Genomic DNA, 19,589 nt, shown 5'->3' on the forward strand with positions numbered 1-19,589 from the left:
CACATTCCGGGCATGGCCGGCATAGACCCGATCGGTTTGTGCAGGAACACGACGGTTTAATGCAGTTATTAGATGGGAGGGCTCGCCGGAAGGGGCGGGTACAAGGGAGACAATCATGAACAAGCTCATTTTGCCGCGCGGCATAAATCGCCGCCGGTTCCTCAAGGGTGCAGCCGGAGCCGGTACCGCGATCGCCGCGACCAGCCTGTTCGCGCCTGCTATCCGGGCGCAGGCGCCTACCATCCGGATCGGCTATGTGACGCCGCAATCGGGTGGTCTTGCCGGCTTTGCTGAAGCCGACCAGATGATGATCCAGATGTTCCTGGATGCCGTGTCGGGTGGCCTCGCGGTCGGGGGCACCACCTATAATGTGGAAGTCGTGGTTCGCGACAGCCAGTCCAACCCCAATCGCGCCGGCGAAGTCGCCCAGGAACTGATCGTTTCCGAGGGCGTCGACCTGATGCTGACCGCTTCGACGCCGGACACGACCAACCCGGTTTCCACCGTGTGCGAGCTCGAGCAGATGCCCTGCATCTCGACCATGGCGCCGTGGGACGCATGGTTCATGGGTCGCCAGGCAAACCCTGCGAACCCCGAAGGGTTCTTTTACACCTATCACTTCTTCCCCGGCTCGGCCGATTGGTTCACGACCTATACCAATATGTGGGCCCAGCTCGATGGGCTCAACCAGAATGTCGGCGGCCTCTGGCCGAACGATCCCGATGGCAACGCCTTCTCCGATCCCAATACCGGCTTCCCGCCATTCCTCGCCAACCTGGGCTATAACGTGACCGATCCGGGCCGTTATGCCAATCTGTCGGACGATTTCTCGGCCCAGATCGCCCAGTTCCAGCAGAACGATTGCGATATCGTGACCGGACTGATGATCCCGCCCGATTTCACGACTTACTGGACCCAGTCGCTCCAGCAGGGCTATCGCCCGCCGGTCTGCACGATGGGCCGTTGCATTCTGTTCCCCTCTGCCGTCGAAGCCCTGGGTGATCAGGGGCATAACCTGTCGACAGAAGTGTGGTGGTCGCCGAGCCATCCCTACACCTCGTCGATGAACAGCATGAGTGCTGCCGAACTGGCCCAGGCCTTCACCGAGGAAACCGGTCGGCAGTGGACCCAGCCAATCGGGTTCACTCACGCTCTGTTCGAGGTCGCCCTCGACGTTCTGAGCCGCAGTGCCGATCCCAAGGATCTCGACGCGAACACGGACGCCATCGCCGCAACCAACCTCGAGACCATTGTCGGTCAGGTTGCCTTTGGTCGTGACAACGTGCCCGGCTTTGCGAGTGCCAATGTGTCGACCACTCAACTGGTCGGCGGCCAGTGGCGCCTCGCCGATGAGGGCTACGATCTCGTGATTGTCGACAATCAGACTGCGCCGGAAATCGAAGTGGCCGGCGAGATGGAAGCCATCGCCTAGCAAAAGGCTGCCCGGCCTCCCGCCGGGCGTTTTCCCTGCCGTCGCGTACGCTCATGCAATCAATGAGCGAGCGCGGCGGCATTTTATTTGCCGGGCCGGTAAGGTCCGGTGGGCGTCCTGCCTTCCATCTATTCCGGCCCAAAGCGCTGTGGGTGGTTGCCGCAACCGGTTCTTGTTCTGTCATAGCATCAGCGTTCGAAAAATTGAGCAGTGGCAACGGTCTCGTGTCCTTGACATCACGGCGCGGACTCAACAGAATGCGATATGCGAAAAAAAATTCGCTGAACGAAATAGTTGAGGGATGGAGGCAAGTGGCCGTTAACGCGGCAGTTTGCATCTTTTGGCACCAGCCATTGCAGTCGTCATGCCAGGAGAGGGACCGAACGGGTTGATCTTCGATCATGCGGGCGCTGCTTGCGGTGATCTTAGTCTTCCATTCTTCGCCACACTAAAAGGCATTAGGTCCAGTATGAAGATCGGTCCAAACTCGACACGACAAACAAGCATTTCAACGGCAACACCGGATCAGATCGTCATTCGCGGCATGGATTTGTGCGAAGATCTGATCGGCAAGATTTCGTTTACCCAGCACACCTGGCTGCTGGTAACCGGCACCATGCCCTCCGAGGCGCAGACAAGAGCGCTCGACGCTGCGCTGGTAGCGATTGCCGAGCACGGGCTCGTGCCATCGGTTCAGGCTGCGCGCGTAACCTATGCGGCCGCGCCTGAAGCCTTGCAGGGCGCTGTGGCCGCCGGCCTTTTGGGTTGTGGATCGGTGATTTTGGGCGCCGCCGAGGCGGCAGGCGCGTTCTTGCAGCAATGTATCGATGCGGGTGGCGACCGACGCTCCGCCATTGAAAAGGTGGTTTCGGATCTGCGCAGCCAGAAGAAGGCGATTCCCGGCTACGGCCATCCCTATCACAAGGCACACGATCCCCGGACCGGACGGCTGATCGAGGTTGCGCGTGAACTCGGCATTTTTGGGCAGCACTTTGAAACCGCGCTGCTCGCCGAAAAGGTCATTCCTGAAATCACCGGCCGGGCGCTGGTGCTCAATGTGTCAGGTGCCATCCCTTCGCTGCTTCTGGACGCCGGCTATCCGCTGCTCGGCATGAAGGGGGTTCCGATTCTGGCGCGCACGGCCAGCCTGATTGCCCACATCCTCGAAGAACGCAACAATCCCATTGGTTTTGCCCTGACCGAGGCCGGGTCCGACGTCATTTCCTATTCCGGCGAAGTCCCCGAAGGCTTCGTTGAACGGACGGGGGAGTGAGCGCCATGGATATGCCGTTGAAAAACATAAAGGTTCTCGAACAGGGCACGTTCATCACCGGCCCTTGTGCAGGTATGATGCTGGCCGATCTTGGCGCCGATGTCATCAAGGTGGAGTCGCCCGATAGCGGGGACCCGTATCGCACCTATCAGGAAGGCAATTACTCGCCTCACTTCCAGGCCTATAACCGCAACAAGCGTTCGATCGCGCTGAATCTCAAATCCGAAGCGGACAAGAAAATCTTCGACGAACTGGTCGCGGAGGCCGATGTCTTCATTCAGAATTTCCGCCCCGGTGCCGCCGAGCGCATGGGTGCCGGCTTTGAGCGGCTATCCAAGATCAACCCAAAGCTGATCTATTGCTCGATTTCGGGCTTCGGCAAGGACGGCCCCTATCGGGATCGCCCAAGCTACGATTCCGTTGCTCAGGCATTGAGCGGATTTCTTGGCATCGTCACCGATCGTGAGCACCCGCGCTTTCTCGGGCCGGCGCTCGCCGACTCCATCACCGGCATTTATGCCGCCTATGGTGCTCTTGGCGCGCTTGTGAGCCGGGGAATGGATGGAAAGGGGCGTCTTGTCGAAGTCTCGATGCTCGAAGCCATGACCCATTTCGCAATCGAGCCTTTTACCGCACTGTTTGCGCTGGGCACCGCCCCGGTGGGGATGGATCGACCGAGACTGGCGCAGGCCCATATCCTCAAGACCCGTGACGACAAGTTGGTGGCGATCCATCTTTCAAGTCCCGAAAAATTCTGGGACCAACTCATCGACGCGTTCGACGCGCCGCATTTGCGGCAAGATCCCCGTTTTGCCACACGGCTCGCCCGCATCGATAATTACGAGGCGCTCGGGGAAGAGCTCACTGCCATAACCCGCCAGCGCGACCGTGCCGAATGGGCTGCGATCATGGAGAAGTTCGACGTCCCCTTCGCCGCGGTCAACGAGGTTGAGGAGGTGGTGGGTGACCCGCAGGTCAACCATCTCGATCTCATCGTCCCTATGGAGAAAACGGGTGACGACGCGGCAGACCGGGCCGTACGCCCCGCGGTTACCGTCGATGGCAAGCCGTTTCTTGACGTTCGTCCCGCCCCCCGGCTCGACGCCGACGGCGATGCAATTCGCCAGAGCCTGGCCAGTGGGAAAGGTTGGCCGGGTCCCGATGGCCGCAAGCGCGGACGGACCGAGGCGGCACAATAGCTCGCGGTGAGCAAACGGCCCGGACTGACCGAGGAGGAGACGGGCCTCAAAGGAGAGAGGAAAATGATGAGTATCAAGAAAGCCTTGTTTGGCGGGATCGCTTGTGGGTGCATCCTGGCTGCAAGCGCGGTGCCCAGTCTCGCGCACCATTCGTTTGCCATGTTCGACGGCAGTCAGGTCAAGGTGTTCACCGGCGTGGTGACGCGGATCAACCCCGATGCCAACCACCTGCAGATCTTTTTCGCCCCGCTCGACGACGCGCGGCGGGCGGTGATCCGGGACGACAATGGCGAGCCCCAGATCTGGGCGGTTGAGATGAACGGTGCGGCCCAGGCCGCCCAGGACGGCATTTCGGTCAACGGCTTTGCTCCGGGTACGATCTTTTCGATCGGGCTGCACCCGCTGCGGAACGGTCAGCCGGGCGGTGATCGCGGCGAATCCGCGCTCTACAAATGCCCGGCCAATACTCCGCCGGACGCCGGAGAACACTGCTGGGATGTTGAAGGTTCGACCGCGCACGGCGATGGCGAAATTCCTCACGAGGGCGAACTCCAAGAGGAATACGTCCCCGAATAGGCGCCAGGATATCTGATCCGCCGCCGCTGGTTTCGCCGCGGCGGATTTGCTTGATGTTGTCGCAATCGTGCAGGACAACTGGCGTCAAACTCCAGAATTTGGAGGGCACGCACAAGAAAAGGTCCTCCATGAAAGCAATTGCATCACTCGTTGTCGTCCTCTTGGCCGGGCTTTCTGGGCCCGCACATGCCCATTTCCAGACTCTCTATACGCCTGATCTGACGGTTTCAGGAGCCATGGAGTTGCCGCTCAAGGCCATATTCTGGCATCCTTTTATCGGCGGTCCGAATGTGGATATGCCATTGCCGCTCGAGGCCTTTGCCATCAATCGCGGCCAAAGGATCGATCTTCTTGAAACGTTTGAAGAAGTCTCTTTCGAAGGGCCGGAAAATTCAGCGCTCGCCTATGATCTGACCCTGCCCGTTACGCGGGCTGGTGACTATGTGACGGTGGTGGTGGGCGATCTTTATTTCGATGAGTCTTCGGACTTATATGTCCAGCAGTTCACCAAGACGATCGTTAATTCCGGCGGTCTGCCCAGCGACTGGAGCCAACCCGTTGGCCTCCCCGCCGAGATCGTTCCCATGACCAAGCCCTACAACGTCATGGCGGGTTCGACTTTCACCGGCAGGTTGTTAAGTGATGGCAGGCCGCTTCCCGATTATGAGATCGAGATCGTCTATCTGTCCACCGAGCCGGACATGGGCGCCAATGCCGCGGCAGCGCCCACGGCACAGGCGCCGCAAGGCGGAATGCTGGTGGCGACAACAGATGAGAACGGTGTTTTCACGGTCGGTCTGCCGCGCCCGGGGTTCTGGGGGTTCGGTGCGCTTGGGGCAGGGCCGGAATACCGGCACGAGGACGGAACCTACATGTCCCAGGATGCCATTCTCTGGGTTCAGGCGGTCGAACTCTAGGGCTACCGCCTCGCTGTCGTCGCATGCCAATGGCCTTAAAAAGAACGCCAGGGCATCGAGCCCCGGCGCCTTTTGGCGACACGTCTCAGTAGGTGCCCAGCGTGATGTCCCCGCTTGCCAGAACCGTGCCTGCGTCGTCGAGCGCGGTCACCTGAGCGGAATAGGTGTTGCCATTGCCGCCCGAGCATGGGGGCATGTAGCCCTCGGCGAGGAAATCACCCGAGGTGGCGTTGGGAGCCGCGATAAAGGCGGGCTCGGACATATCATCGGTTTCGCCGGGAACGCTGGGGAGTGACACCATGCCGTCGGCCGGGGTTACGTTGAACCCAATGGTGCCGTGGCCACCATTGTTCATGGGCTGATAGGTTTCGTCCGAATAGGCGACGTGAATTTCGGTTGTGCCTTCGGGAACACCGGCAACGTTCAGCGCGGGTGTCGCACCGGAGCCACCCTGCAGGCTGCAGTGCTGCCCCTCGGGAATGGTTTCGCCGTTCCATTCCGAATCCGCGAAAGAAACCGCAAGCGCATCCTGGGCAAAAGCGGGGGCTGTGGCAAAAAGGATTGTTGCGGCCAGAGTGGTGCCAAAGAGCTTCGATGTCATTGTCATTTCTCGATCCTTCCAGATGGGACGGTTTCAGCCAATCGCAAGCTTGCACCGCGAGCACTTGGACATCAGGACCTGTCGCGAGGGACGGTCGTGTCCTTTGCGGTGCTGATCGCTTTCGTAGTGAACATGAACCCAGACGATTTCGCCTGCACAAAGCCGGCACGTTCTTTACATAATCGGCACCCGACTATCGCGGCTCAAGGCATGCGTTCCCTTTCGACCGGGGGACGATGCCAATAAGGGAAATGCCATCCGCCGACAGGATTTTGCAGATTGCGAGCGGTTCATGCAGGCACCGGCCGCATTGGTGATCCTATCCTTGTGCGCAAAGACCACGAGGAGAAACCATGTCCACGCGCGATTTCAATGAGCATTCAATTACCGACGCGGTGGTTGAGCGGTTTTCCGACACTCCTGATCTGCGTCTGAGGCAGATTATGCAGGCTCTGGTCCGTCACGCCCACGCCTTCGTGCGCGAGGTGGAGCTGAGCCAGGACGAATGGCTGGAGGCGATCGGCTTTCTGACACGCACCGGCCATATCACCGATGACAAGCGCCAGGAGTTCATCCTGCTTTCCGACACGCTGGGGATTTCCATGCTCGTCGATGCCATCAACCATCGCATGCCTGAAGGGACGACGGAGACAACGGTTCTGGGCCCGTTTTACGTCGACAACCCGCCGCTCAAACCGGCCGACGCCGATATTTCCGGCGGCGAACATGGTACGCCGCTCTATGTGACGGCGACCATCACCGCACCCGATGGCACGCCGCTGGTCGGCGCGCATGCCGATGTATGGCAGTCCGACGAGGACGGCTTTTATGACGTGCAAAAGCCGGGCGACGACCCCAATTTGCGCGCCCGTTTCATTACCGATCAAAGCGGCAGGATCAGCTTCTGGACCATCGTGCCCAAATTCTATCCCATACCGGCGGACGGGCCGGTCGGCGCTATGCTCAAGGCGACAAACCGCCATCCCTACCGTCCAGCGCATATCCATTTCATGATCGGCAATGATGGCTATGAAACGCTCGTGACGCATCTGTTTATCGAGGACGACCCCTATCTCGACAGCGACGCGGTGTTCGGCGTCAAACAGTCGCTTGTCGTCACGCTTGAAGACGGTGCGGGAACACCGCCGGCCGCGGCCAACAAGCCGGCCGGAAACGGGTGGAAACGGCTCAACCACAATTTCGGCCTCAAGCCGGTACGCTGAGGAATGGCCCCCATTTCGGAAGCCGATGTCCCGACCGTGGGGAGTGATCCAACCGAAAGCAGGCCCGGCCCAAGACCTTATAATACTTAAGTATATGGCGCTTTGTGCCCCCCTATGGGGGCGCTTTTCGCTCGCCCCTAACCCAACGCATGTTTTGTGCAGAACTCGGATCACTAACATGCAGGTCAGCCAACGCCCGCTTGGCCATCATCGCCATCGACGCCTGTGAGCGTGCACCCGGAGCCGTGCGTCGGATGGAACCGCCGGTTCCGGTTGATTTGAGGGAGGATCAGATGACAATTTCCAGAATTGGTTTTGCGACTGTTGCATCGGCGATGGTGCTGACAATAGCCGCGAGCCCGGCCATGGCCCAATGGGCCAGCGAGGCCGAGATGATAGAGGCCAACCCCGATCTCACTTTTTACGACCCCTATGAGACCGACAGCGAAGCCCGCGGATGGGCCTATGTCGACGCACGCGAATATCAGCAGGTCGGTGCCTCGGGCGACAATGTCGCCGCGAGCGACGGCGAATCCCCCGAGGGGATCGAACCGCTCGAGCGCGATCTTTACACCTCCGACGATTTCTATATCGACGCCGAGCTTTGGGATGATCCGCGCTATTTCCGCTGCAACTCGCCGCTTGCCAACGAATCCATGTGGGGCGCCTATGGCGGCAACACGGCCAATGGTGACAACCCGCCGCTGACCACCTCGTGGGGCTTTTGCGATCGCGGCTACCCGCGCGAAGGCATTATCAGCCCGTACCCGTTCGAAACCGCGCAGGCGCAGTACGAGGCGCTGATGGCCGAAGCCGAAGCCAATGGTGGTCCGACCGAATATACCTACGAAAATCCGCCCCCCAACTGGAGCGGACGCTACCAGCGCCTGGGCGGCTTGGGTCCGAACCAGGAATGGGGCTACGAAAACTGGTGGTGGGGCCGGATCACCCAGATCCCGACCATGTTGTCCGTTCTGACCGAAGAATATCAGACCCGCGTGGTTCAGGAGGCCTATCACCAGGGCAACACCAATGCCGCCCAGTGGCCGAGCCAGTATTGCTGGCCCGAGGGCATGATGCGCCGTTGGCACCAATATTCCGTGCAGCAGCCGCATCAGCTCATGGTTACCGAAAATCTCGTGCAGTGGCTCATGGGCACCGCCGACAACTTCCTGCTCCAGTACAATATCGGCCGCGAGTTCAATATGGAGGGGACCGTGCCGCGCCTCGGCCAGGACGTGCCGCGCTGGTATGGTGAATCCGTCGGCTTCTGGGACGGCGACGCGCTGATTACCTGGACCTCCAATATCCAGGGTTGGGTGACCCACAACGCGTTCGAGCATTCCGACCAGCTCCAGATCATCGAAATCTTCACGCCGATGGAGACCGAGAATTTCTCGGGCCTGCATCACGAGGCGATCTTTTATGATCCCGCTGCCCTGACTGTCCCGGTGCGCCAGATCCAGTGGTATCAGCAGCTCGATCAGTTCGATGTGGTCGACCCCTACATCTTCATCGAGTGCAACCAGACGATCTTCCCGATCGACGGGCGCGCGCAGCCGGTCTCACCCGGCCAGACCATCGAATACACCATCCCCGATCGTTTCGGCCGTCCGTGGGCAACGATCCAGGAAGAGTATTTCGAGCAGGACATGCAGCGTCCCGAAGGTGAGGCCCTGTTCGGCTTCTAGGCAAAATCAGCGAAAGGCACCGGGGCGGCGAACGTCCCGGTGCATCGCGTGCACTTCGATCGGCCCGGGGGATATGCTTGTCCGCCCACTTCAGGGCGGAGGGCGGCCTCAAAGGAGAGAGGAAAATGATGAGTATCAAGAAAGCCTTGTTTGGCGGGATCGCTTGTGGGTGCATCCTGGCTGCAAGCGCGGTGCCCAGTCTCGCGCACCATTCGTTTGCCATGTTCGACGGCAGTCAGGTCAAGGTGTTCACCGGCGTGGTGACGCGGATCAACCCCGATGCCAACCACCTGCAGATCTTTTTCGCCCCGCTCGACGACGCGCGGCGGGCGGTGATCCGGGACGATAATGACGAGCCCCAGATCTGGGCGGTTGAGATGAACGGTGCGGCCCAGGCGGCCCAGGACGGCATTTCGGTCAACGGCTTTGCTCCGGGTACGATCTTTTCGATCGGGCTGCACCCGCTGCGGAACGGTCAGCCGGGCGGTGATCGCGGCGAATCCGCGCTTTACAAATGCCCGGCCAATACTCCGCCGGACGCCGGAGAACACTGCTGGGATGTTGAAGGTTCGACCGTGCACGGCGATGGCGAAATTCCTCACGAGGGCGAGCTCCAAGAGGAATACGTTCCCGAATAGGCGCCGCCCCGATCCGCTGCTGCGTCTATCGCGGCGGCGGATCGCGATTGGCCGACCGCTCGATAAAGTCGGCATGAAGATATTGAGGACACACAGCCATGCATGAATTTGCCTCGTGGCTGGCAGGCACCGCGTTCAGCCAGACCATCGCCTCCAGCCTCTGGATGATCCCGGCCATCCAGTCGGTGCACATCGTCACCTTCGCCGTATTGATCGGCGCGCTGCTTATCGTGGACCTGCGAATCCTGGGGCTTGCATCGAAAGACCAGTCGCTCGTCGTTGTGACACGGCGTTACGCCCCCTGGGTGTGGGGATGCATCGCGGTTCTGGCAGCAACCGGCCTGCTTCTGATCATCGGCGAGCCGGCGCGCGAACTTCTGAGCTTTTCGTTCTGGGTAAAGATGAGCCTTCTGGTTGTCGGAATGATAATCGCCGCCGCCTTCCAGATCCACGTTCGCAACAACCAGGCGAGCTGGGGCGAGACCGAAACGGTTCAGCCCGCCACCAAGATCTTTGCGGTTCTCTCGTTTTTCATCTGGGTGGGAATCATCGCCATGGGCCGCCTGATAGCCTGGGATGCCGACATCTGGGGCAGTCTCTCGCCGCAGCCTTAAGGGACTGAGACAATGGATTACTATAGTTTTTTTGCGGCGATCGAGAACTCGGCTATCGGCGCCTTTGTCCGCGAGACGCTCAACGTGCTGCCAATCGTCAATGTTTTCCACGTGCTGGGTATCGCGCTGGTTTTCGGGACGATTTTCATGGTCGACATGCGGTTGATCGGGCTGCAATCGGTCACGCGGCCGGTCAGCCGCGTGGCCAACGATCTGCTCAAATGGACTTGGGTCGGCTTTGCCCTTGCGGCCGTTACCGGACTTTTGATGTTTGCGGCCAACGCAACCACCTTCTACGTCAATCTTCAGTTCCAGCTTAAAATGGTCGCTCTGGCGTTTGCCGGGTTGAATATGGTGGTGTTCGAACTTGTCACCGCGCGAAACATGGCCATTTGGGATGGTGAACGCCGGACGCCACCGTCCGCGCGTTTCGCCGGGTTCGCATCGATCACGCTTTGGGTCCTTGTCATTATCCTGGGACGCTGGATCGGGTACACCAAGGGCTTTAATTTCTCGGCGCCACCTGCAGGCGATCTTGATTTGGACAACCTTTTCGGGGCGATATCACTGGTGCAAACGGCGGTCGGCTGAAACGGAGGAACGATGAGACGAAAAACCATTCAGGTGCGCCGGCCCCTGTCCTGGGGGCTGGCGATGGTTGCGGCGGGGTTCATTAGCCTCGCCGTTCTCCCCGTTTTTTCCCAGGACGTCCAAGAGGGCGGGCCGGTTGAAACCGATTTCGCTCCATACGCTCTAGGGCGGGCCGGAGAGGAGGTTGCAATCAATCTGGATACACCCTGGCGCACCGATACGGTGACCATAACGGTGAACGGGCTCATCGAAAATTACGGTCAAATGGAATATAAGGTCAGCATGGAAGAGGGGGACGTGCTGCTCTACTCCTGGACGGCTTCGGACGAAATCTACTACGAAATGCACGGTCATCCGCTTTATGACGATGGAACTTATGGCGATGCCATGCTCTATCGCGACGAAAAAGGCACCGAGTCCCACGGTTTCGTTCGTGCGCCGCTCGAGGGCATTCATGGGTGGTATTTCGTCAACGATTCCTTCGATACGCCTATCGAAATCGAACTGACGCTTGCCGGAACCTATGAACTTGAGCCGGGCATTATCGGCCAGTCACGCTGATGGCCCTGAAGGGTCGAAATGGATCAACGCCGACCCGCGCACCCATGGCCGTGCGTCCATGACCGCTCGAGCCCGCGTGATCCGATTTGTTCTTTCCACAGCGCTTTTGCTCGGCGCGCCGCACGCATTCGGTCATCCCTCCTATGCCATGTACCTGATGGATCAGGAGATGATCCTGGTGGGAGAGGTCAAGAGCTTTGACTACACCATTCCCCATTCCTGGCTGCAACTCACCATCACCGGCGATGAGGAGACCGCACAGGATTGGGCAATTGAGATGGAAGGGGTGCCGCAACTTTTCCCGCAGGGCATTCGCCAGGATTACGTGACGCCTGGCGACCGGATCACCGTGCTCGTCCATCCGATGCGCGGCAATCGGCCCGCCGGGCTCTGGCAAGGCTCGATCGATAGCCAGGGCCGGGCCTTTGGCCGGGCCGAGGGTTTGGACCCGCCCGGCCCGCAATAGCGCGTTGTTTCAGGCGGCGTTTGCGCGCTCGGCGGTGTGCTCGTTGCGATTTCCCATCACCAGCTTGGGGCCACTCGCGGGCATATGGGCCAGATCGAAATCGAACGAGTTGTCTTTCTGGCTGAACGAGAGCAGCCGGGCCGAATTGAGGATAAAGGCAAGCTCGGATCCCACATGGATCAGCACAGCTGCCACGGGCCCGACAAAGCCGAGCATCACCGCCATGATCCCCAGAATATCGATGATGATGGTGCCGGCAAAGTTGAACAGGATGATGCCCCGCGCCCGCCGGGCGATCATGACCGTTTGAGCGAAGCGCTCGAGATCGTTGCCCAGCAACACGATGTCGGAACGCTCACGGGCCACTTCTGTGCCCGAGCCCATGGCAACGCCCACATCGGCGGCCGCCAGCGCCAGGGTATCGTTGATGCCATCTCCGACCATCGCGACCTTGCTCTTGCCGCCAACCAGTTCGCGGATGTGATCGAGCTTGTTTTCCGGCAGAAGTTCGGGCCGCACGTCATCGATGCCGAGTTTGGCACCCATGGCCCGTGCGACCGGCGCGCTGTCGCCCGTCAGCAAGATGGTGCGGATGCCCATTTTTTTGAAGGCGTCGATAGCGCGACGCGCCTCGGGCCGCTCCCGATCAGCGATGCCAATCGCCCCGAGCAGTTTCCCGTCCTCGGCCACATGCACCCACGTTGTCGCCTCCTCGCGCGGTCCGAGTTCGGCGAGCGATATGCCGTTGCGTTTCATCCAGCCTGCATTGCCGACCACGATATCCCCCCGGGGACCGGTGGCGGAAATGCCCATCCCGGGGGAATAGCTGAATGAACTGGGTTCGACGATGCTCGTTCCGATCTCGCGGGCCCGCGCCACGATGGCCTTTCCCAGCGGATGCTCGGAGCGGATTTCCGCTGTCGCGGCCGCCGCCAGAATTTCGGTTTCGCCTACGCCCGGAGCCGTGGCAATCGAGACCACATCGGGCTCCCCGAAGGTCAGTGTGCCGGTCTTGTCGAGCACGATGGTGTCGACCTGGCTCAAGGTTTCCAGATGGGTTCCGCCCTTGATGATCGCGCCCAGCCGCGCTGAGCGGCCGATGGCGCCAAGGATGGCAAGCGGGGTGCCTGCTGCTACACCACAGGCACCGGCCACGATGATCACTGCAATCGTGGACGAGATATTGCCGCCTGAAATGAAGTACTCGATCACAGCAAAGATCAGCGCGACATAGACGATATAGGCGGCAAGCTTGTCCGCATAACGTTGAACCGGCGCGCGTGAACGTTCGGCCTCCTCGATGGCGGCAATGATCCGGCCGTAGCTCGTGTCGCGTCCGATGCGCTCGGCGCTAATCTCGATGGCCCCCGACTGATTGATCGATCCGGCATAAACGCGGGCCCCCGCGACTTTCTCGACCGGCATGGATTCTCCGGTGATGCGGGTCTCATCCACAAAGGAATTGCCTCCCGTCACGGTACCGTCGATGGCGACCAGTGCGCCGGGCTCGACCAGAACGGTATCTCCAATCTTTAGGTCTGCGGTCGAGATGGTATTGACCGAGCCGGCCCGCCGGACCGAAACTTCTCGGGGCAGCAACTCTAGCAGGTTCTGGATGGCCCGCCGCCCGCGCTCGACCGTCATGCCTTCGAGGACTTCTGCGATCAGCACGAAGAAGGTGATGACCAGAGCCACAAAGAAATAGCCCGTGTAGGTCGCGGCCAGAATGGCGATGACCATGGAGAGTTCCATGGTCATCTGCCGCCGCCTGATGGATTCCCATGCCTCCACGAACAGCGGCCAGCCACCGAACAATAGCCCCACCAGTGCATACCAGGAGAAGGGGAGGAATATGTTCGATCCGATCATCAGCAGCGGCGGATTGGCATCTGGCAACCGAAATTGAACAGCCGCCGCGCACAGTCCCGCAACCACGATCCGCGCGATCACCATAGGTGAAAACTCGTGGTCGTGATGGTGTCCATGACCATGCTCGTGGTCATGGTCATGGTCATGGTCATGGTCATGGTGATTGTGGTGGTGATCGTGATGATGATCGTGGCCGTGATGGTGGCTATGCGGCGCCGCGGGCGCGTGGTCGGTCATGATAAATCATCCTCTCCATAAAATCAGGCGCTTCCACTTTTCCACCGCGGCGGCAGAACTTTGCGCGAAACGTGCAGAAGTGCAGCAAAGTTGTGCAGGCGCCGGGTTGGCGTGCGGGTGTTGGATGCGCCGTGACCATTCTAGCCGCCCCTGCGCCGATTGCCTGCACGATCATCCCGGCAAAACTGCACGAACCGATCATGCTATTCGGGGGAATTCCGATGTGTCACGCAACGCCAATTCTGTGCAACGAGGAGAAGCAGGCATGCATGACAATCCCGTCGAGAGCCTCAGGCTTGGGAATGGAGATGACCTGAAAATTGTGCTGGTGCACGGACGCACCCAATCGCCACAGGACATGAAGGTACACGCCGAACGATTGGCGCTGGACAATGTCACCTTCCTTTTTCCGCAAGCCACGGGAAATACCTGGTATCCCGGCCCATTCATGGCGCCGATCGCGGAAAACGAACCCGCCCTGTCTGCAGCAATCGCCCACTATGAATCGGTTGTGGCCGATCTCATCGCCGAAGGAACACCCGCCGAACGAATTGTCGTCGGTGGATTTTCCCAGGGCGCGTGTCTCACCTCGGAATTTCTTGCCCGTCATCCGCGCCGCTACGCCGCGGCCATCCTGTGGACGGGCGGGCTGATCGGCCCGGCCGGAACCGTCTGGCCGCTGCGGCCGGTGCTTTCGGGAATGCCCGCATTCATTACTACCGCCGAGAACGATCCCTTTGTCCCGCCCGAGCGCGTACGCGAGACCTACGACTGGTTGCGCCAGAGTGGGGCCAAGCCCGAAATCGAGATTTTCGAGGAGCGCGAACATGGCGTGCTGGACGTCGAAATCGCATCCGTTCGCAACATGATCGAGAGGGTGAGATCGGTCTCCGCAAATGAGCGTTTTGTGCAGCCGCGATGATGCGATTTTGCTCGATGATGTTCGGATCATATCCCTTCGGGCGCTGAACTTATAGAGCAAAAACAATACCATAACGGCCAAAGCTCTGTTGGAGCGACTGGCGGCTGCATTCCTGAAGCGGGGATAGGAGGTGCCGACAGGTGATGATAACGTGCAGGACGCCCATCGTTTCGTTATGGGAATTTGTATGGCCCGGCACGAGGAGGTGCCGCTGGTCAGAATTCGGCAGGCGCGTGCGATCCCGGTCCATCCGGGAAAGGGCAGAATATCGCTTTGCCGGCGTGAACGCGCCGGCAGGGTCAGGAGGACTTGTGGGAGGAGTAGGAGATGCGTGCGCACGCACCCTTTGGCGTGAACGAAACTCATGGGGTCCTGGGGCAGAAGCCGAACAAAACGGCAGCTTCCAGCGACAATTATAATTGGAATTCCATCTATGCGTCGTCGCAGAGCGAGTTTCCATTCGAAGCGTTTTTTTCGGCTGTCGAGGACCAGTTGCTCGTTCTGCATCGCAGTGGTCCCGTATCCGTCGATCGGCTGAACGGGGACCGTGCCCAGAGGCGGATCGTTCCGGCCGGCGGTATTCATCTCGTACCCGGCGGCATGAGTTTCGGCTTCCGGCTGTTCGAGAGGCTCGATACGCTCCATGTGTATGTGCGCCGTGCCGTGATCGAGGAGGTTGCCGCCGAGATGGTGGTGGGCGATCCCACCAATATCGATATTGTGGGCGAATTCGTCGATTCCGATCTGCAGATGAACAATCTGCTTCAGGCGGTGCTGTTCGCGCTCGAGGATGGCGATTATGCCACCTCGCTCTATGTCGATTGCCTCGCGCGCGCGGTTGCTTCGCGTCTGGTACGCAATTATTCCAATGCGCGGCTGCGACAAACGTCGCCATTCTCCTCGGGCTCGATCGGTGGTCCGATTGTCAATGAGGCCATCGCCTATATGCGCGAAAACCTCGACCGCTCCATCGGGCTCGATGATATTGCGGCAGTCATCAATCGCAGTCCGAGCCATTTTGCGCGGCAGTTCCGCAACGAGATGGGCACGCCGCCTTATCAATACCTGGTCAATCTCCGGCTCGACAAGGCACAGTCGCTGTTGCGCGAGACGCGAATGTCAGTCGCCGAAGTGGCGTTTGAATGCGGCTTTACCCACCAGGAGCACCTCACCCGCCTGTTCCGGCGCCGCTTCCAGACGACGCCCGCGGCCTATCGGAAATCGTGCCAGAACTAGGCTCCGATCCTGCGCCAGGGAGATTGGAGCGCAAAGATTGTTTTGTGCAGGTTCCCCTGCGAGAACGTGCAGGAGAGAGGTGGCGCTAACAACTAGCTTCCGGACTCGGAAGGCGCAGCACTTCGCGTCCGGAGGAATTTATGTATCCATTTGTCTACCAGGCACTTTCCCAACGCGTGGTCTTTGGTTCAGGAACCATCGATCAGGTCGGAGATGAGCTTGCGCGAATGGAACTCACAAAGGCCCTTGTCCTTACGACACCCCAGCAGGAGGAAACCGGCCGCCAAATGGTTTCGGCCCTGGGCAATCGGGCCGCGGGGCTGTTCGCGGGCGCGGCAATGCACACCCCCGTCGAGGTCACGGAGGAGGCGCTAAAGCAGGTTGAGGCGATTGGGGCCGATTGCGTCGTCGCCATCGGCGGAGGCTCGACAACCGGCCTGGGCAAGGCCATCGCGCTGCGCACCGATTTGCCGCAGATCGTCATTCCCACAAGCTATGCCGGCTCGGAAGCCACGCCCATTCTTGGCGAGACCAAAGAAGGCGCCAAGACCACGCAGCGCTCGATGGGGGTGCTTCCTGAAGTCATCATCTATGATGTTGACCTCACCATGAGCCTGCCTGCCAAGATGACGGTGACGTCCGGGCTCAACGCCATCGCCCATTCGGTCGAGGGACTTTACACCAAGGACCGCAACCCGATCATCTCTATTCTCGCCCAAGAGGGTATAGCCGCCCTGGCGCGCGCACTGCCGGTGATCCACCACCGGCCCGACGATGCGCAGGCGCGCTCGGATGCCCTCTATGGCGCATGGGCCTGCGGCACTGTGCTTGGAGCAGTCGGCATGGCGCTGCATCACAAAATCTGCCACGTCCTGGGGGGCAGCTTCGACCTGCCACATGCCGAAACCCACACTGTCGTCCTTGCGCACGCCACCGCCTACAACGAGCGCGCCGTGGCACGGGAGCTGGCGCCCGTGGCCGATATTTTCCAGTCCGAAAGCGCGGCGTCCGGTCTTTGGTCGTTCGCGCGTCGTCTCGATGCGCCCATGACGCTTGCCGAATTGGGCATGAAACAAAGCGATCTCGACCGAGCGGCCGAGATCATGATGAGTAATCCCTACTGGAACCCGCAGCCGCTGGCCAAGGAAGACTTGCGCGGTCTGCTCGATGACGCCTTCTTCGGGCGGGCGCCGGGAACCAGTCTTTAGGGGGCAGGGAATTGACGTCGCAGCAGACAGGTATGGTCGAATGCTTCTCGAACTAAAATCGGTTTCCAAACGGTTTGGGGCCGTCGTCGCGGCGGAAGGCATCGACCTGGCCGTAAGTCAGGGCGAAGCGCTCGGAATCATCGGGGCCAATGGCGCGGGCAAGAGTTCGCTCTTCAACCTCATTACCGGCGTGTTGCGCCCTGATGCGGGAACCGTTTCCTTCCACGGCCAGGAGATTACGCGCTCAAGCGTGCGTGACCGGTGCCGTGGCGGCATCGGACGATCGTTCCAGATCCCCCAGCCCTTCGAGACACTGACCGTTTTCGAAAATCTCATGGTTGCGGCCGAATTCGGCTCGGGCGACTCCGAAATGGGTTTGGAGGAGACGTTCGCCATTCTCGAAATGACTGAACTGGCGGACAAGGCCAATATCGTTTCGGGCAAGCTCACCCTTCTCGATCGCAAGCGACTCGAACTGGCGCGCGCCCTGGCGACCAATCCCGACCTGCTGCTGCTCGACGAGATCGCCGGCGGCCTGACCGAGGGAGAGTGCCACAGGCTGGTTGAACTGATCGGCTCGCTGCATAAGCGCGGCATCACGATCATCTGGATCGAGCATATCGTCCACGCGTTGCTTTCGGTCGTCTCACGACTGATCGTGCTCGAGCGTGGCGTGCTGATCGCGCAGGGCGAACCCAAGGCAGTCATGGCCGATCCGGCGGTGCGACGGTCCTATCTGGGCATTGAGGAGGCGGCATCGTGAGTGCGTTGCTCGAAACTGAAAATCTCGAAGTGTTTTACGGTGACTTCCAGGCGCTTTTCGGCGTCGATGTGGTGGTCAATGCCGGCGAAACGGTGGCCATCATCGGCTCGAACGGGGCGGGCAAATCGTCGTTTCTGAACGCGCTGTGCGGGCTCAACGCCTCAAAGCCCGAACAGATCCGTCTCGAAGGCGTATCGGTGGGCGGTACACCCGCCTTCGACATGGTGCGCAAAGGTGTGGCTCTCGTGCCCGAGGGCCGGCGTCTGTTCCCTTCGCTCTCTGTCGAGGAAAATCTCATGGTCGGCTCGCACGGCATGAGTGAGGATCGCGGCTGGACGCTCGAAGCCATTTACGACCTGTTCCCGATATTGAAGGAACGCCGCAACCAGCCCTCGACGACACTTTCAGGCGGCCAGCAGCAGATGGTGGCCATCGGCCGCGCGCTGATGAGCAACCCCAAGGTGCTGCTGTGCGACGAAATCAGCCTCGGACTGGCTCCCTCTATCGTCAAGGATGTCTATCAGGCGCTCGCAGAGATCAAGCGGCGGGGAACAACAGTGTTGATTGTCGAGCAGGATCTTTCGGCGGCACTGGACGCGGCGGACCGGGTCTATTGCTTCATGGAGGGACGCGTCAGTCTCGAGGGGCGGCCGGGCGAACTCACGCGCGAGCAGATACAAGACGCATATTTCGGGGTTTAAGCGGCTATGAATTTCATCAATACGATCATTCAGGGTGTGCTGCTGGGTGGGCTTTATGCCCTGTACGCCGCCGGACTGTCGCTGATCTTCGGCGTCATGCGCCTGGTCAATCTTGCCCATGGCGACTTCATCGTTCTCGCCGCCTATGTCATTCTCGCGCTTTCATCGGCCTTTTTCATACCGCCCTTCTGGGCCATGCTGATTGCACTTCCTTTTCTTTTCGCATTGGGCTGGGCGCTACAGCGGGTGATCCTCAATCGGACGGTCGAGGAAAACCTTCTTGTTCCCTTGCTTGTCACGTTCGGGCTGCAGATCATCATCCAGAACGGGCTGCTTGAGGGGTTCACCGCAAACAGCCGCCGGCTCAGCCTTGGTGGCATCGAGTCGGCCTCGCTTTCGATCGGCGGAATCAGCGTCGGTGTCATGCCGTTGTTCACATTCGCGGCCGCGGTCGCGGTTATCGGTGGGCTTTCCGTGCTGTTCTATATGACCGCATTGGGGCGCAAGCTGCGTGCCACCTCGGACAATCGCACCTATGTCCAGATTGTGGGTATCAACCCTCACAAGGTTTTTGCTATCGCCATGGGGCTCGCCTTCATCGTGATTGCCATCGCTGCGTTCTTTATGGGCGCGCGCTCCAATTTCGATCCGTCCCAGGGCCCCGCCCGTCTGCTTTTCGCTTTCGAGGCCGTAGTTATCGGCGGACTGGGGAGCCTTTGGGGGACGCTGGCCGGTGGGGTCATCCTCGGTGTCTCCCAGGCCATTGGCGCTGCGATCCATCCTCAATACCAGATCCTGGCCGGCCATATCGTCTTTCTGTTGATCATCCTGTTCAGGCCACGTGGCCTGTTCCCCAAACAATAGGGTGCGC

Annotated in this window: 21 protein-coding genes; 19 read left to right on the top strand and 2 right to left on the bottom strand. The window is 60.1% G+C overall.

Annotated elements, in window-relative coordinates; all coding sequences use genetic code 11:
• Positions 1-115: 115 nt before the first annotated feature.
• From KKY_RS00445 to KKY_RS00465, 5 genes are all read left to right on the top strand, one after another.
• The gene (locus KKY_RS00445; protein ID WP_014129288.1) at positions 116-1,432 is read left to right on the top strand and encodes an ABC transporter substrate-binding protein; all 1,317 of its coding nucleotides are present in this window, start codon (positions 116-118) and stop codon (positions 1,430-1,432) included.
• Between the two features lie 469 nt (positions 1,433-1,901).
• A complete protein-coding gene (locus KKY_RS00450; RefSeq protein ID WP_014129289.1) occupies positions 1,902-2,705 on the top strand; it encodes a citryl-CoA lyase in 804 nt (267 codons plus the stop codon).
• Between the two features lie 5 nt (positions 2,706-2,710).
• Positions 2,711-3,904, top strand: coding sequence for a CaiB/BaiF CoA transferase family protein (locus KKY_RS00455; protein ID WP_014129290.1), 1,194 nt, complete (start codon positions 2,711-2,713; stop codon positions 3,902-3,904).
• Between the two features lie 63 nt (positions 3,905-3,967).
• On the top strand, positions 3,968-4,480 hold the full coding sequence (locus KKY_RS00460; RefSeq protein WP_014129291.1) for a DUF6152 family protein: 513 nt from the start codon (positions 3,968-3,970) through the stop codon (positions 4,478-4,480).
• Between the two features lie 128 nt (positions 4,481-4,608).
• Positions 4,609-5,397 (top strand): DUF4198 domain-containing protein, encoded by a 789-nt coding sequence (locus tag KKY_RS00465; protein ID WP_041528494.1) that lies wholly within the window; start codon positions 4,609-4,611, stop codon positions 5,395-5,397.
• Between the two features lie 85 nt (positions 5,398-5,482).
• Here KKY_RS00465 and KKY_RS00470 read toward each other — a convergent pair whose 3' ends face one another.
• Positions 5,483-6,004, bottom strand: a complete 522-nt coding sequence (locus tag KKY_RS00470) for a hypothetical protein (RefSeq protein ID WP_014129293.1) — start codon at positions 6,002-6,004, stop codon at positions 5,483-5,485.
• Between the two features lie 347 nt (positions 6,005-6,351).
• On the opposite strand from KKY_RS00470, the gene KKY_RS00475 reads away from it, so the two are divergent.
• The 7 genes from KKY_RS00475 to KKY_RS00505 all read left to right on the top strand — a co-directional run bounded on the left by KKY_RS00475 (position 6,352) and on the right by KKY_RS00505 (position 11,782).
• Positions 6,352-7,221, top strand: a complete 870-nt coding sequence (locus tag KKY_RS00475) for an intradiol ring-cleavage dioxygenase (RefSeq protein ID WP_014129294.1) — start codon at positions 6,352-6,354, stop codon at positions 7,219-7,221.
• Between the two features lie 293 nt (positions 7,222-7,514).
• Positions 7,515-8,912: a hypothetical protein gene (locus KKY_RS00480; protein WP_014129295.1), complete on the top strand. Its 1,398-nt coding sequence runs from the start codon at positions 7,515-7,517 to the stop codon at positions 8,910-8,912.
• A 125-nt stretch (positions 8,913-9,037) separates the two neighbouring features.
• Positions 9,038-9,550, top strand: a complete 513-nt coding sequence (locus KKY_RS00485; RefSeq protein ID WP_014129296.1) for a DUF6152 family protein — start codon at positions 9,038-9,040, stop codon at positions 9,548-9,550.
• Between the two features lie 98 nt (positions 9,551-9,648).
• Positions 9,649-10,164 carry a DUF6644 family protein gene (locus tag KKY_RS00490; protein ID WP_014129298.1) on the top strand — a complete coding sequence of 172 codons (516 nt, stop codon included), beginning with the start codon at positions 9,649-9,651 and terminating at the stop codon, positions 10,162-10,164.
• A gap of 12 nt (positions 10,165-10,176) precedes the next feature.
• Positions 10,177-10,755, top strand: coding sequence for a DUF6644 family protein (locus KKY_RS00495; RefSeq protein WP_014129299.1), 579 nt, complete (start codon positions 10,177-10,179; stop codon positions 10,753-10,755).
• Between the two features lie 12 nt (positions 10,756-10,767).
• Positions 10,768-11,316, top strand: a complete 549-nt coding sequence (locus KKY_RS19305; protein ID WP_014129300.1) for a hypothetical protein — start codon at positions 10,768-10,770, stop codon at positions 11,314-11,316.
• A 76-nt stretch (positions 11,317-11,392) separates the two neighbouring features.
• Complete coding sequence (locus KKY_RS00505) at positions 11,393-11,782, top strand: DUF6152 family protein (protein WP_139305066.1); 390 nt, start codon at positions 11,393-11,395, stop codon at positions 11,780-11,782.
• Positions 11,783-11,791: 9 nt separating this feature from the next.
• On the opposite strand, the gene KKY_RS00510 is transcribed toward KKY_RS00505, so the two are convergent.
• Complete coding sequence (locus KKY_RS00510) at positions 11,792-13,735, bottom strand: heavy metal translocating P-type ATPase (protein ID WP_014129302.1); 1,944 nt, start codon at positions 13,733-13,735, stop codon at positions 11,792-11,794.
• Positions 13,736-13,756: 21 nt separating this feature from the next.
• On the opposite strand from KKY_RS00510, the gene KKY_RS20765 reads away from it, so the two are divergent.
• The 7 genes from KKY_RS20765 (at position 13,757) to KKY_RS00540 (ending at position 19,582) form a co-directional block, all read left to right on the top strand.
• The gene (locus KKY_RS20765) at positions 13,757-13,909 is read left to right on the top strand and encodes a hypothetical protein (protein ID WP_244404037.1); all 153 of its coding nucleotides are present in this window, start codon (positions 13,757-13,759) and stop codon (positions 13,907-13,909) included.
• Positions 13,910-14,153: 244 nt separating this feature from the next.
• Entirely contained in the window at positions 14,154-14,810 is a 657-nt protein-coding gene (locus KKY_RS00515; RefSeq protein ID WP_014129305.1) for an alpha/beta hydrolase, read from the top strand.
• Between the two features lie 327 nt (positions 14,811-15,137).
• Complete coding sequence (locus tag KKY_RS00520) at positions 15,138-16,046, top strand: helix-turn-helix domain-containing protein (RefSeq protein WP_014129306.1); 909 nt, start codon at positions 15,138-15,140, stop codon at positions 16,044-16,046.
• 140 nt (positions 16,047-16,186) lie between these two features.
• Positions 16,187-17,254: a maleylacetate reductase gene (locus tag KKY_RS00525; RefSeq protein ID WP_014129307.1), complete on the top strand. Its 1,068-nt coding sequence runs from the start codon at positions 16,187-16,189 to the stop codon at positions 17,252-17,254.
• 40 nt (positions 17,255-17,294) lie between these two features.
• The gene (locus tag KKY_RS00530; protein ID WP_014129308.1) at positions 17,295-18,017 is read left to right on the top strand and encodes an ABC transporter ATP-binding protein; all 723 of its coding nucleotides are present in this window, start codon (positions 17,295-17,297) and stop codon (positions 18,015-18,017) included.
• Positions 18,014-18,718: an ABC transporter ATP-binding protein gene (locus KKY_RS00535; protein ID WP_014129309.1), complete on the top strand. Its 705-nt coding sequence runs from the start codon at positions 18,014-18,016 to the stop codon at positions 18,716-18,718. The genes KKY_RS00530 and KKY_RS00535 overlap by 4 nt, the downstream gene beginning before the upstream one ends.
• A gap of 6 nt (positions 18,719-18,724) precedes the next feature.
• Positions 18,725-19,582 (top strand): branched-chain amino acid ABC transporter permease, encoded by an 858-nt coding sequence (locus KKY_RS00540; RefSeq protein ID WP_014129310.1) that lies wholly within the window; start codon positions 18,725-18,727, stop codon positions 19,580-19,582.
• Positions 19,583-19,589: the final 7 nt, after the last annotated feature.

It is taken from the genome of Pelagibacterium halotolerans B2 (assembly GCF_000230555.1).
Classification (GTDB): domain Bacteria; phylum Pseudomonadota; class Alphaproteobacteria; order Rhizobiales; family Devosiaceae; genus Pelagibacterium; species Pelagibacterium halotolerans.